General features: G+C 66.0%; 12 protein-coding genes. 7 read left to right on the forward strand and 5 right to left on the reverse strand.

The window, feature by feature from the left end:
- Positions 1-232: 232 nt before the first annotated feature.
- On the reverse strand, positions 233-1147 hold the full coding sequence (locus BST13_RS08375) for a 3-oxoacyl-ACP reductase (RefSeq protein WP_083162562.1): 915 nt from the start codon (positions 1145-1147) through the stop codon (positions 233-235).
- Between the two features lie 37 nt (positions 1148-1184).
- Entirely contained in the window at positions 1185-1376 is a 192-nt protein-coding gene (locus tag BST13_RS08380; RefSeq protein WP_064942352.1) for a ferredoxin, read from the reverse strand.
- A 165-nt stretch (positions 1377-1541) separates the two neighbouring features.
- On the opposite strand from BST13_RS08380, the gene BST13_RS08385 reads away from it, so the two are divergent.
- Genes BST13_RS08385 through BST13_RS08400 form a run of 4 tightly spaced genes read left to right on the forward strand, consistent with a single transcriptional unit; the run spans position 1542 to position 6177 of the window.
- On the forward strand, positions 1542-2723 hold the full coding sequence (locus BST13_RS08385) for an acyl-CoA dehydrogenase family protein (RefSeq protein ID WP_083162564.1): 1182 nt from the start codon (positions 1542-1544) through the stop codon (positions 2721-2723).
- Positions 2724-2731: 8 nt separating this feature from the next.
- On the forward strand, positions 2732-3829 hold the full coding sequence (locus tag BST13_RS08390) for an acyl-CoA dehydrogenase family protein (RefSeq protein ID WP_083162566.1): 1098 nt from the start codon (positions 2732-2734) through the stop codon (positions 3827-3829).
- Between the two features lie 2 nt (positions 3830-3831).
- Positions 3832-5400 (forward strand): long-chain-fatty-acid--CoA ligase FadD17, encoded by a 1569-nt coding sequence (gene fadD17, locus BST13_RS08395; RefSeq protein WP_245839442.1) that lies wholly within the window; start codon positions 3832-3834, stop codon positions 5398-5400.
- A 54-nt stretch (positions 5401-5454) separates the two neighbouring features.
- Positions 5455-6177: a helix-turn-helix domain-containing protein gene (locus BST13_RS08400; protein ID WP_083162568.1), complete on the forward strand. Its 723-nt coding sequence runs from the start codon at positions 5455-5457 to the stop codon at positions 6175-6177.
- Here the strand turns inward: BST13_RS08400 and BST13_RS08405 are convergent.
- Entirely contained in the window at positions 6108-6503 is a 396-nt protein-coding gene (locus BST13_RS08405; RefSeq protein WP_083162570.1) for a VOC family protein, read from the reverse strand. The genes BST13_RS08400 and BST13_RS08405 overlap by 70 nt on opposite strands.
- Positions 6504-6701: 198 nt before the next feature.
- Here BST13_RS08405 and BST13_RS08410 point away from each other — a divergent pair, with 198 nt between their 5' ends.
- Together BST13_RS08410 and BST13_RS08415 are read left to right on the forward strand one after the other, a co-directional pair.
- Entirely contained in the window at positions 6702-8255 is a 1554-nt protein-coding gene (locus tag BST13_RS08410; RefSeq protein WP_083162572.1) for a succinic semialdehyde dehydrogenase, read from the forward strand.
- 241 nt (positions 8256-8496) lie between these two features.
- Complete coding sequence (locus BST13_RS08415; RefSeq protein WP_083162574.1) at positions 8497-9555, forward strand: magnesium and cobalt transport protein CorA; 1059 nt, start codon at positions 8497-8499, stop codon at positions 9553-9555.
- A 78-nt stretch (positions 9556-9633) separates the two neighbouring features.
- Here BST13_RS08415 and BST13_RS08420 read toward each other — a convergent pair whose 3' ends face one another.
- Together BST13_RS08420 and BST13_RS08425 are read right to left on the reverse strand one after the other, a co-directional pair.
- Positions 9634-10755 (reverse strand): NAD(P)H-dependent flavin oxidoreductase, encoded by a 1122-nt coding sequence (locus BST13_RS08420; RefSeq protein ID WP_083162576.1) that lies wholly within the window; start codon positions 10753-10755, stop codon positions 9634-9636.
- Entirely contained in the window at positions 10756-12441 is a 1686-nt protein-coding gene (locus tag BST13_RS08425) for an acyl-CoA synthetase (RefSeq protein ID WP_211296037.1), read from the reverse strand.
- Positions 12442-12474: 33 nt separating this feature from the next.
- On the opposite strand from BST13_RS08425, the gene BST13_RS08430 reads away from it, so the two are divergent.
- Positions 12475-13275, forward strand: coding sequence for a crotonase/enoyl-CoA hydratase family protein (locus BST13_RS08430; RefSeq protein ID WP_064942011.1), 801 nt, complete (start codon positions 12475-12477; stop codon positions 13273-13275).
- The last annotated feature ends 11 nt before the right edge of the window (positions 13276-13286 follow it).

Below are 13286 nucleotides of genomic sequence, written 5' to 3' on the forward strand. Positions count from 1 at the left end.
GGTGTTCGGCTTCATGGCGAAAGACCCTAGGCCGTCGCTGCCTGCGGCGCTCCCACCCCATGTTCTTACGTCGCTCTTAGTGAGCCGGCTCATATTAACTAGAACACGTTCGCAGTGTCAAAGAACGGCAAAAACAGTCAGTATTCACGTGTTTTTGCTGATCACAGCAGGTAACGGCGGCGCCGTTCTAGAACGTGTTCTACCTGGCGCTGAAAGCCGGCAACCGAGACGGTCAGTCTCGTTCCGTCATCAGCGCGGTGGCCGAAAATCCACGCTCAGGGTCACGATCAGCAAAGTAATCGCGAAGTGTCACGCTGAGGTCTTCCGGCGCCCACGCGTCGGCATTCGCAGTGAACCGCTGTTCCGCCGTCGGAGCCGCGACCAAGGTGACAGTTGGACCATAAACGATGAAGAGCTGGCCGTTGACGGCTTCGGCTGCCGGTGAGCTGAGAAACCGCACCAAGGTGACCACGTGATCGGTCGACAGCGGGTCCACCGCCCCGTCAGCAAGCTCGGGCGCGTCACCGAACACCCCTGCGGTCATCGCCGTGCGGGCGCGCGGCGCGATGGCGTTGGCCCGCACCCCGAAGCGCTCCAGGGCCCTCGCCGCTGAGAGGGTCAAGGCTGTGATGCCGGCTTTTGCGGCACCGTAATTGGGTTGACCGACGGGTCCGGAAAGGCCGGCCTCCGACGACGTGTTGACGATGCGGCCGTAAACCGTGCCGTCGCCCTCTTTCGCCTTCGCGCGCCAGTACGTGGCCGCGTTGCGGGTCAGCAGGAAGTGGCCGCGCAGGTGGACCGCGATGACCGCGTCCCATTCCTCGTCGGTCATGTTGAAGAGGATCCGGTCGCGGGTGATGCCCGCGTTGTTGACGACGATGCCCAGCCCGCCCAGTTCATCTGCGGTCCGCACGAGCTCGTCGGCCGTGGAACGCTGGCTGATGTCACCGGCGACGGCCACGCCCTTGGAGCCCGCTGCGGCGATCTCGTCGAACACGTCCGAGGCGTCGAGCGCGGCGGCCATGTCGTTGACCACGACGGTGGCTCCGGCCTGCGCCAGCCCGATGGCCTCGGCCCGGCCCAGTCCGGCCGCGGCGCCGGTCACGACGGCGACTTTTCCGGACAGGTCGATATCAGCGTCGGTCATATCGCTCCTCGCGTGCGCTTCATATTTATGAATACCTCTAGTCTTTTCGGAGCAGGGCGGCGCGGGGACATTCCGCGATGGATTGCTCGGCCAGGTCCTCCTGGTCGGCGGGCACGGGATCGGCTTTCACCACGGCATAGTCCTCGTCGTCGAGATCGAACAGGTCGGGGGCAATTCCCACGCACACCGCATTGCCTTCACACCGATCACGGTCAACTTCAACTCGCATCACGACCTCCTCAAGACGTGTGTGCGCACCGGGCTGCAGGCACGCAGCCACAGAATACGACCCGACCCGGCCGACGCCAGTCCAGCACCGGCCTGGACCCCAAGACTAGAACGTGTTACAACCGGGTGAGAACTCAGGTCCATCAAGCAGTGAGGATGCAAGCGGATGCGGATCGGTTACACCCCGGAGCAGGAGGAGTTGCGCCGCGAACTGCGCGCGTACTTCTCCCAGCTGATGACGCCGGAGCGGCTTGAGGCGCTCAACTCCTCAGAGGGCGAGATGGGACGCGGCAATGTCTACCGCGAGACCGTGGCTCAGATGGGCAAGGACGGCTGGCTGACGCTGAGCTGGCCGAAGGAGTTCGGCGGCCAGGCCCGCCCGCCGATGGACGGGCTGATCTTCACCGACGAGGCCGCGATCGCCGGCGCCCCGGTCCCGTTCCTGACCATCAACAGCGTCGCGCCGACGATCATGCACTTCGGCACCGAGGAGCAGAAGAAGTTCTTCCTGCCCAAGATCGCCGCGGGTGAGCTGCACTTCTCGATCGGCTACTCGGAGCCCGGTGCCGGCACCGACCTGGCTGCGCTGCGCACCACCGCGGTCCGGGACGGCGACGACTATGTCGTCAACGGGCAGAAGATGTGGACCAGCCTGATCGCCTACGCCGACTACGTGTGGCTGGCGGTGCGGACCAACCCCGAAGCCAAGAAGCATCGTGGGATCTCCATGTTGATCATGCCCACCACAGCCGAGGGCTTTTCGTGGACGCCCGTGCACACCATGTCCGGTGTCGACACCAGCGCCACCTACTACCAGGACGTGCGGGTGCCGGTGACCAACCTGGTCGGTGAAGAGAACGCCGGTTGGAAGTTGGTCACCAACCAGCTCAACCACGAACGCGTCGCGCTGGTCTCTGCCCAGCCCATCTATGTCGCCCTCAACGGTGTCCGAGAGTGGGCGCAGAACACCAAGGATGTGCACGGCAAGCGGCTGATCGACTCCGAGTGGGTGCAGCTCAACCTGGCCCGCGTGCACGCCAAGGCCGAGGTGCTCAAGCTGATCAACTGGGAGCTGGCCTCCGCGCAGGACGCCGCGCCGTCCCCCGCCGACGCGTCGGCGGCCAAGGTGTACGGCACCGAGCTGGCCACCGAGGCCTACCGGCTGCTGATGGAGGTGCTCGGCACGTCGGCGACGTTGCGCGCCGACAGCCACGGCGCTCTGCTGCGCGGCCGCATCGAACGGTTCCACCGTTCGGCGTTGATCCTGACCTTCGGCGGCGGCACCAACGAGATTCAGCGTGACATCATCGGCATGGTCGCCTTGGGCCTGCCCAGGGTCAATCGGTAAGGGACATCATGGATTTCAAGACGACAGAGGCTGCCGACGACCTGGGCGGCCTGGTCCGCACCATCACCGAATCGGTGTGCACACCCGAACATCAGCGTGAACTCGACGGTCTGCCGCAACGCTTCGATCGTGACCTGTGGGCCAAGCTCATCGAGGCCGATGTGCTCTCGGCCGCTGCCCCGGAGTCGGTCGGCGGCGGCGGCTTCGGCGTACTCGAGCAGACCGCGGTGCTGACCGCGCTGGGCCGCCAGCTGGCCGCCGTGCCGTACCTGGAGTCGGTGGTGCTGGCCTCCGGTGCGCTCGCCGCGTTCGGCTCCGACGAGCTGCGCGCCCAGTGGGCGGCGCCCGCGGTGGCCGGCGAGAAGATCGTGACGGTTGCGCTCGACGGCGAGATGGGCCAGGGCCCGGTTCAGGCCCAGTCCGCCGGCGACGGGTACCGGCTGACCGGCACCCGCACCCTCGTCTCCTTCGGACCGGTGGCCGACGCGTTTTTGGTTCCGGCCGAAACAGGTTCGGGGACAATGGTTGTCCTGATTGCCGCCGACGATCCCGGGGTGACGGTGACGACGCTGGACACCACTGCCCGCGGCAGCGTCGGGTTGCTGGAGTTGCAGGGCACCGAGGTCGGCGCCGGACGCCTCGTCGGGGGCGCCGACGTCGTGGACTGGCTGACCACCCACGCCCATCTGGGCCGCACCGCCTATCAGCTCGGTGTGCTGGAACGCGCGCTCGAGCTCACCGCCGAATACGCCCGCGAGCGTGAACAGTTCGACCGGCCGATCGGCAGTTTCCAGGCTGTGTCGTCACGGCTGGCCGACGGCTACATCGACATCAAAGGCCTCCGCCTGACATTGACCCAGGCAGCCTGGCGGCTGTCGGAGGAGCTACCCGCCGACATCGATGTCGCCAGTGCCGCGTTCTGGGCCGCCGAGGCCGGGCACCGGGTCGCACACACCACGGTGCACGTGCACGGCGGTGTCGGCATCGACATGGACCATCCGGTGCACCGCTACTTCCTGGCCGCCAAGCAGACCGAGTTCGGTCTCGGCGGGGCGACCGGGCAGCTGCTGCGGATCGGGCGCGAATTGGCAGACACGCCGGTCTGATTGTGCCGAGTCCGCAGGCCGGCTTGACCAGCCCCACCGTCACACAACTGTTGGCCCCGCTGGCGAATGTGACCGACCGCGGCATCTATGCGGACGACACATTCGTCAGCTGGGCCGATCACATCGCAGCCGGAGCGCAGCTCGCGGCGGCGCTGTGGGCCCGGCTGCGCACGCGAGGAGCAATCGGACCCGGCCGGGCCAAGCCACCGCACGTCGGCGTGCTGCTGGGCAACACGCCGTTTTTCTCCAGTCTGCTGGTGGCCGCCGGTCTGACGGGGCTGGTTCCGGTGGGGCTCAACCCGACCCGGCGCGGCGAGGCACTGGCTCGCGACATCGCGCGGGCCGACTGCCAACTGGTGGTGACCGACAACCCCGACATGGTCCCGCCCGGCGTCGACCACATCGACGTCGAATCACCCTCCTGGGCAGCCGAACTCGGCTCCTATGCGGGCGCTCCCGTGACGTTCGGGGACGTGTCCGCCGATGACCTGTTCATGCTGATCTTCACCTCGGGCACCAGCGGCGATCCCAAAGCCGTCCGGATCACCCACGACAAGGTCGCGTTTCCCGGGAGGATGCTCGCCGACCGCTTCGGGCTGGGACCGGCCGATACCGCGTACCTGTCGATGCCGCTGTTCCACTCGAACGCGATCATGGCCGGTTGGGCGGTCGCGGCTGTGGCCGGCGCGTCGATCGCGTTGCGGCGCAAGTTCTCCGCATCGAGTTTCCTGTCTGACGTGCGACGCTACGGCGCGACCTACGCCAACTATGTCGGTAAGCCGCTGTCCTACATCCTGGCCACCGAGTCCCGGCCCGACGATGCCGACAATCCCCTGAAGATCATGTACGGCAACGAGGGCGCACCGCGGGATCTCGACCGGTTCGCCAAGAGGTTCGGCGTGATCGTGGTCGACGGGTTCGGCTCCACCGAGGGCGGTGTGGCGATCGCCCGCACCCCCGACACCCCTGAGGGATCGCTTGGCCCGCTCACCGATGAGGTGACGATCCTCGACGTCGATACCGGCGAGCCCTGCCCGCCGGGCGTCGTCGGCGAGTTGGTCAACCCGACGGGGCGCGGCTGGTTCCGCGGCTACTACAACGATCCCGACGCCGAGGCGCAGCGAATGGCCGGCGGCGTCTACCACACCGGCGACCTGGCCTACCGCGACGAGAACGGCTACGTGTATTTCGCCGGGCGGCTCGGCGACTGGATGCGTGTCGACGGTGAGAATCTCGGCACCGCGCCGATCGAGCGAATCCTGTTGCGCCACCCTGACATCGTCGAGGCAGCGGTGTACCCGATCCCGGATCCCGCGGTCGGCGATCAGGTGATGGCCGCACTGGTGCTGCGGCCGGGCGCGGTTTTCGATCCCGCTGCATTCCGGTCGTTCCTGGCCGATCAGGCCGATCTCGGGCCCAAGCAGTGGCCGGCCCACGTTCGCGTCGCGACCGACCTGCCGCGTACGGAGACGTTCAAGGTGATCAAGCGGCAGCTGTCTGCGCAGGGCACCGACTGCGCCGATCCGGTGTTCCGCATTGACTCTGCGTGCAGGGCCCAAAAGTACGAGTAGCGCGCTCCCTCAGCGCAGAGTCAACTGTGGGTGTCACCCGGTAACGTCAGGCTCGTGGGATACCGCGAACTGCCACCACCACGCGGGCTGGGTGACCTGATCGAGTGCCGGTGGGTGCGCACCGGTCCGGCAGCCCCCAGCCGCGTGCTGCCCGACGGTTGCATGGACCTGATCCGTCTCGATGACGACATCGTGGTGGCCGGTCCCGACACCACGGCGTTCACGGCTCGCGGCAGCCAAGAATCGGTGCAGGGCTTGCGGTTTCGACCAGGCGTCCTGCCGCGACTACTTGGCGTCCCGGCGGTCGAGCTTCGTGACACCCGAACCGCTTTGCGTGAGCTGCGCAGCGTTCGCCATGACGCCACGCTCGACGGTCTGGCCCACACGCTCGTCGCAGCCTCCTCACACGCCGAGACCGCACCGTGGTCGCTGCCGGTCCTGCACTGGATCACCCGACGGCTGGCCGACGGCGCCACCGTCGCCGAAACCGCCCGTGCCACAGGCTGGTCCAACCGCAGCCTGCAGCGGCACTGCTCGGCGGTGTACGGCTACGGCCCGGCGCAGCTGCGGCGCATCCTGCGTTTCCGGCGGGCCGTGCGACTCCTGCAGTCAGGGCTCGCGCCCGCTGTCGTCGCGGCCCAGGCCGGCTATGCCGACCAACCTCACCTGCACCGCGAGGTGCGGTCGCTGGCCGGGGTGCCCCTTCGTCAGCTCGGCAGCGCCGCGAACAGGTCGACCGACGTGCCGTCGGGATCTTCGACGGTCGCGTACCGCTGACCCCACGGCGCATCGAACGGCTTGAGCGTTCCCGGGTGCCCGGCGGCGGTGAGTCGCTCATAGAGGTCGTCGACCTCCGCAGGCTTTGCCAGACCGAACGCGATCGCGACCCGGCCGGCCGAGGCGGGCGGCGTCCAACCGGCATGCATACCGGCCATCACCTCCTCGGTGTCGAACGCCAGCTTGTTGCCGCCGGGCAAGGCCACCTCGACGTGCGGTCCGTCGGGTTCCGGGACGTCCAGGCCGAGCAGCCGATAGAACTCCAGCGAGCGACGCAGGTCTTTGGCGACGATTTCGACGACGGTCGAGGTGAGTTGAACAGGCATATGCGCAGGTTAGGCTGGCTCCGCCACTGGTGTCGTGAACAGATCGGACAGCGTCGAGCCGGCCCGGTCCCGGCACGTCTTGTCGGCCGGGGACGAAGTTTTCCGGATTTCTCGGCTCCCGGGAGGGTTGGTCGGACCTCGGGTACCGGGTAGGTTGGGCCTAAGACGTTAGTTACTCGCCAGTAGGGAGGGTCCTCCATGCCCGCTCCATCCGCCGCCGACTTCGCCCGGCTCCGCAAGCTCGTCGCGATCGCCGATGCCGACGCACGTCAGTCGAAGTCGATCGAGGAGGTCTTCACCGGCCGGGAGTTGACCACCATTCCGGTCGGCACCGCCGAGGATGTCACCGCCGCCTTTGCCAAAGCCCGTGCAGCACAGGTGAACTGGGCGAAGCGTCCGGTCAAGGAACGGTGCGCGATCATCGAGCGATTCGGCGAATTGGTGGCACAGAACCGGGACTTCCTGATGGACGTGGCTCAAGCAGAGACCGGTAAAGCCCGGTCGGCCGCGCAGGAAGAGATCGTCGACATGATCCTCAACTCGCGCTACTACGCACGCGAGGCCGACAAACTGCTCTCCCCCAAGCGCGTCCAGGGCCTACTGCCCGGCTTCGTCAAGACCGTGGTGAACCACCACCCCAAGGGCGTCATCGGCGTGATCTCCCCGTGGAACTACCCGATGGCACTGTCGATTTCGGATTCCATCCCGGCGCTGCTCGCCGGCAACGCCGTCGTCGTCAAGCCCGACAGCCAAACCCCCTACTGCACCCTGGCCAACGCCGAACTGCTGTACCAAGCCGGGCTGCCGCGGGACCTGTTCGCGGTGGTGCCCGGGCCCGGTTCGGTGGTGGGCACCGCGATCGTGGAGAACTGCGACTACCTGATGTTCACCGGATCCACGGCCACCGGACGCTCACTGGCCGAACAGTGCGGCCGCCGGTTGATCGGCTTCTCCGCGGAACTCGGTGGCAAGAACCCGATGATCGTCACCAAGGGCGCAGACCTGGACGTGGTCGCCAAAGCGGCCACCCGCGCGTGCTTCTCGAACGCCGGGCAGCTGTGCATCTCCATCGAACGCATCTACGTCGAACGGGACGTCGCCGAGGAGTTCACCGCCAAGTTCGGCGACCGGGTGCGGAACATGAAGCTGTCGGCCGCGTACGACTTCACCGCCGACATGGGCAGCCTGATCTCCGAGGACCAGGTCAAAACCGTCTCCGGCCACGTGGACGACGCGAAAGTCAAGGGCGCCAAGGTGATCGCGGGCGGTAACGCCCGCCCGGACATCGGCCCGCTGTTCTTCGAACCGACCGTACTGACCGACGTGACCGATGAGATGGAGTGCGGCCGCAACGAGACGTTCGGGCCGCTCGTGTCGATCTACCCGGTCGATTCCGTCGAGGAGGCCATCGCCAAGGCCAACGACACCGAATACGGCCTGAACGCCAGTGTCTGGGCCGCGTCGAAGTCCGAGGGCGAGGCCATCGCAGCGCGGTTGCAGGCAGGCACGGTCAACGTCGACGAGGGCTACGCACTGGCGTTCGGCAGCACCGCGGCACCGATGGGCGGCATGAAGGCGTCCGGTATCGGTCGCCGCCACGGCGCCGACGGCATCCTCAAATACACCGAGTCCCAAACGGTTTCCACCGCACGCGTGCTCAACCTCGACCCACCGCTCGGCATTTCACAAACCCTCTGGCAGAAGGCGCTGACACCCATGATCCAGGCCGTGCAGAAGCTGCCGGGCCGCTGATTTTCTCCGCGAGCAGACACTGAGGTCCCCCGACACGCCGCGTTTGCCGGACCTCAATGTCTGCTCGCGGGAGATATCCAGATATTTTCCAGCAAATTCTCAGATTACGTCCGGCGGAATCCGGTGCACGGGTAGGCATTCGGAATTCACCAATATCTGCGCTCATATGCGGGCCGTAGATTCCGATGGCGGTGTTGAATACAGCCAGTAGGTTCGCCGTTGTTCTGCCGGAGGTGTCCCCGTGATTGTCGACTGCGCTCACTATCTCGACGGTAGCCGGCAAAGCGACCGGACGATCTCCCTGGACGAAGCGGCACAGCAATGCCACCAAGGTGGGTTCGTGTGGCTGGGCCTCTTCGAGCCGAGCAGCGAGGAGCTCGACGAGGTGCGGGAGTCATTCGATCTGCACGAGCTCGCCGTCGACGACGCCAAGACTTTCCATCTGCGCCCAAAAGTCGAAGAATACGAATCCGGAGTGCAGCTCGTCATCCTCCGCACCGCCCGCTACAACCACGATGAGGACGAGGTCGACTTCGGCGAGATCAGCATCTTCGTCGGGCCCGGCTTCGTCATCACGGTTCGGCAAGGTGTCGCGAGCGAGCTGCACGGTGCCCGGACCCGCCTCGAGCAACATCCGAAACTGCTTGCGCTCGGCCCCAATTCAGTGCTGTGGGCGATCCTCGACCAGGTGATCAAGGGTTACGGTCCGGTCGTCGCCGACCTCGAATCCGACATCGAGCTGGTCGAAGGCACCGTATTCTCCGGCGCGGTGGCGCCGACCGAACAGATCTACGATCTGCGGCGCGAGGTCACCAACTTCTATCGCGCGGTTCATCCGTTGCTCGCGGTGCTCACACGCGTCGAGCGCAACGTCGAAGAGGCCGAACTCGCGCCATACCTGCGCGACGTGCACGACCACGTGCATCTCATCAGCGAGGAAGTGGCCGCTCAGAAGGAGCTCCTGGCCACCGTCCTGCAAGCGAACATGGCCGTCATCTCGGTGGAGCAAACCGAGGTGAGCGTGCGCCAGAACAGCACGATCGAGCAGCTGACAATCCTGGCCACGGTGTTCCTCCCGCTGACTTTCATCACCGGTTTCTTCGGGCAGAATTTCGCGTGGCTCACCGAACACATGAGTGGCTTCCCCAGTTTCATCGTGTTCGGTGTCGGCGGGCTGGTGGTTCCGCTGATCTTGCTGTGGGCGTGGATGCGCCACAACCAGCGGGCGACAGGCGCTACCTCAGGTCGCGTCACTGTCGACCGAGCGGCCGCCGACCGCGTCCGACCACCCGGTCCATAGGTTCCTCCCGCGAGAAGACAGTGAGGTCCGGCAAACGCGGCGTGTCGGGGTGCCTCAGTGTCTGCTCGCGGGGAGAAGTCAGCTGTCGCGGACGTCGTCGAGGCGCTTGGTGGCAGCCTCGAAACCGCTGACCAGCTCGGCGATGATGTCGGCGACCGGGCGGATCTCGTTCATCCTGCCCACGATCTGACCGACCGGCATGGACACGGTGTCCGGGTTGTCCGACTCGTTCATTCGCTGATGCGCCTCGCTGACCAGAATGTTCTGCAGCGGCATCGGCAGTGGCTCCGGTGCGTCCGGGGCATCCCAGGCATCGGTCCACTTGGTCTTGAGCAGCCGGGCCGGCTTGCCGGTGTAGATCTTGCGGCGCACGGTGTCGGCGGTACCCGCCCGCAGCAGCGCCTCCTGGATGGTCGATGTGCCGCCGGGAAGACGGTGGCCCAGGTCGTATTCGGCCGACGTCAGGAACGCCGAGCCCATCCACACGCCGGACGCCCCGAGGGCCAGTGCCGCCGCGACCTGTTTCCCGGTGCCGATGCCGCCGGCGGCCAACACTGGCGCCTTACCATCAAGCGCATCAACAATTTCCGGCCACAACACCATCGAGCCGATCTCACCCGTGTGCCCGCCCGCCTCGTGCCCTTGTGCGACAACGATGTCCACGCCGTTCTCGACGTGGCGCAGGGCGTGCTTGGCGCTGCCGGCCAGCGCCGCCACCGGCACACCCGCGGCGTGCACCTGCTCGATGACGTCGTTGGGCGGTGAGCCCAACGCGTTGGCGATCAGCTTGATGGGATGCTTGAGCGCCACCTCGACGTGGCTGCGGGCCACCGAGTGCAGCCAGCCCAGCACCCCCTCATTGCGTTCCTCGTTCTCGGGAAGCGGCGGAACACCAAGATCGGCAAGGGTTTTGGCGACGAAGTCGCGATGGCTCTGCGGGATCAGCTTGTTGATGTCGACGGCCGTACCCTCGGTGGGGATCTTGGCGGGCATCACGACGTCGACGCCGTAGGGCTTGCCGTCGGTGTTGGCGTCCATCCACTGCAGGACGTTCTCCAGATCGTCGGCCTCGTTGAACCGCACGCATCCGAGCACACCCAGGCCGCCGGCCTTGCTCACCGCGGCGGCCACCTTCTCCGACGGCGTGAAGACGAAGATCGGGTATTGAATCCCGAACCGCTCGCACAGATCTGTCTTCATCTATTTGGCTCCCACGTGATTCGCGTGCACCTCATCGGCGGCGCGTTGTTCGGTCTGTTCCTTGGCCCACCGGTAGTCGGGCTTGCCTGCCGGTGAGCGCTTCACCTCGTCGACCAGCCACAGGCTGCGCGGCACCTTGTACCCGGCGATCTCCGTGCGCACGAACGTATCCAGGTCGGCCAGGGACGGGCGGGAGCCTTCGCGCGGCTGCACGACCGCGGCGACGTGCTGACCGAAACGCTCGTCGGGCACACCCACCACCAGCGCGTCGAAGACGTCGGGGTGACCCTTGAGCGCCGCCTCGACTTCTTCGGGGTAGATCTTCTCGCCGCCGCTGTTGATCGACACCGAGCCACGGCCCAGCATCGTCACGCTGCCGTCGGCCTCGACCTCGGCGTAATCGCCCGGAATCGCGTACCGCACACCGTTGATGGTGCGGAACGTCTCGGCCGTCTTCTTCTCATCCTTGAAGTAACCGACAGGGATGTGGCCGCACTTGGCGATGATGCCGCGCACGCCCGACCCCGGAACCACCTCGTTGCCGTCGTCGTCGAGCACCTTGGTGTTCTTGTCGATGGTCACGCGCGGGCCACCGGTGTGGCTCTGCCCCTTGGCGACGATGCTGGTGCCGCCGAAGCCGGTCTCCGAGGAGCCGATCGAGTCGGTGATGATCCGGTTCGGCAGCAGCTCAAGGAATTTCTCCTTGAGGCTGGTGGAGAACAGTGCCGCGGTGCTGGCAAGCAGGAACAGCGACGACAGGTCGTACTCGTTACCCGCGTCCTGATGCGCGAGCAGTGCATCCAGCAACGGGCGGGCCATCGCGTCGCCGGTGAAGAACAGCAGATTCACCTTGTGCTCGTGGATCATTCGCCACGTCGCGTCGGCGTCGAACTCTGGCATCAGCACCACGGTGTGACCGGTGAACAGAGCCATCCAGGTGGCCGACTGCGTCGCGCCGTGGATCATCGGCGGGATCGGCAGCCGGATCATCGGCGGGTTCGCGACGGCCTGCTTGGACAGATCGTATTCGTCGGCGATCGGTTCGCCGGTCGCAAAGTCGGTGCCGCCGAACAACACCCGGTAGATGTCCTCGTGACGCCACATCACCCCCTTGGGGAAACCCGTGGTGCCACCGGTGTAGAGCAGATAGATGTCGTCTTCACTGCGCGGTCCGAAATCGCGCTCGGGCGACTGGTCGGCGATGGCGGAGTAGAACTCGACGCCGCCGTACCGCTGGTAGTCCAGATCGCTGCCGTCCTCGACGACGAGCTTCGTCTTCAGCAGCGGCAGCTCCGGCAGCACATTGGCGACCCGGTCGGAGTACTGGCGCTCGTGTACCACAGCGACCATGTCGGAGTTGTCGAACAGGTATTTGAGCTCGCCCTCGACATACCGGAAGTTGACGTTGACCAGAATCGCACCGGCTTTGACGATGCCGAGCATTGCGATGACGATCTCGTTGCGGTTGCGGCAATACAAGCCGACCTTGTCGTCCTTCTTCACGCCCTGGGCGATGAGGTAGTGAGCCAACTGGTTGGCCTTGGCCTCGAGCTCGGCGTAGGTCAGCTTTTCGTCCCCGCAGATCAGGGCGACACGGTCCGGCACAGCGTCGATGGCGTGCTCGGCGAGATCGGCGATATTCAGAGCCACAGAACCTAAACTAGAACGTGTTACATTTCGTGACAAGTCTGGGTCGAGAACGCAGAGAGGCGGACACCCGTGAGCGATACCCCAAAGGGGCCCGACGCCCTCATTGAGCAGCGCGGACACACCCTGATCGTGACGCTGAACCGGCCGGAGGCGCGCAATGCGCTTTCCACCGAGATGCTCTCGATCATGGTCGAGGCCTGGGACCGCGTCGACAACGATCCGGAGATCCGCACGTGCATCCTCACCGGTGCGGGCGGCTACTTCTGTGCGGGCATGGACCTCAAGGGCGCGACCAAGAAGCCGCCGGGCGACTCCTTCAAGGACGGCAGCTACGACCCGTCACGCATCGACGGTCTGCTCAAGGGCCGCCGTCTGACCAAGCCGCTGATCGCCGCTGTCGAGGGCCCTGCCATCGCCGGCGGCACCGAGATCCTGCAGGGCACCGATATCCGGGTCGCCGGTGAGAGCGCGAAGTTCGGTATCTCCGAAGCGAAGTGGAGCCTGTACCCGATGGGCGGTTCGGCCGTGCGCCTGGTGCGTCAGATCCCGTACACCATCGCGTGCGATCTGTTGCTGACCGGCCGCCACATCACCGCCGCCGAGGCCTTGTCCTACGGGCTGATCGGCTACGTGGTGCCCGACGGCACAGCACTGGACAAGGCGCTGGAGATCGCCGAGGTGATCAACAACAACGGGCCGCTGGCGGTGCAGGCGATCCTCAAGACCATCCGCGAGACCGAGGGCATGCACGAACTCGACGCGTTCAAGCCGGACACCGCCAACGGTATCCCGGTGTTCCTCTCTCAGGACGCCAAGGAAGGCCCTCTGGCCTTCAAGGAGAAGCGGGCGCCCAACTTCCAGATGAAGTAGGCGGGCCGATA

The organism is Mycobacterium aquaticum, from assembly GCF_002086485.1.
Taxonomy (GTDB): Bacteria; Actinomycetota; Actinomycetes; order Mycobacteriales; family Mycobacteriaceae; genus Mycobacterium; species Mycobacterium aquaticum.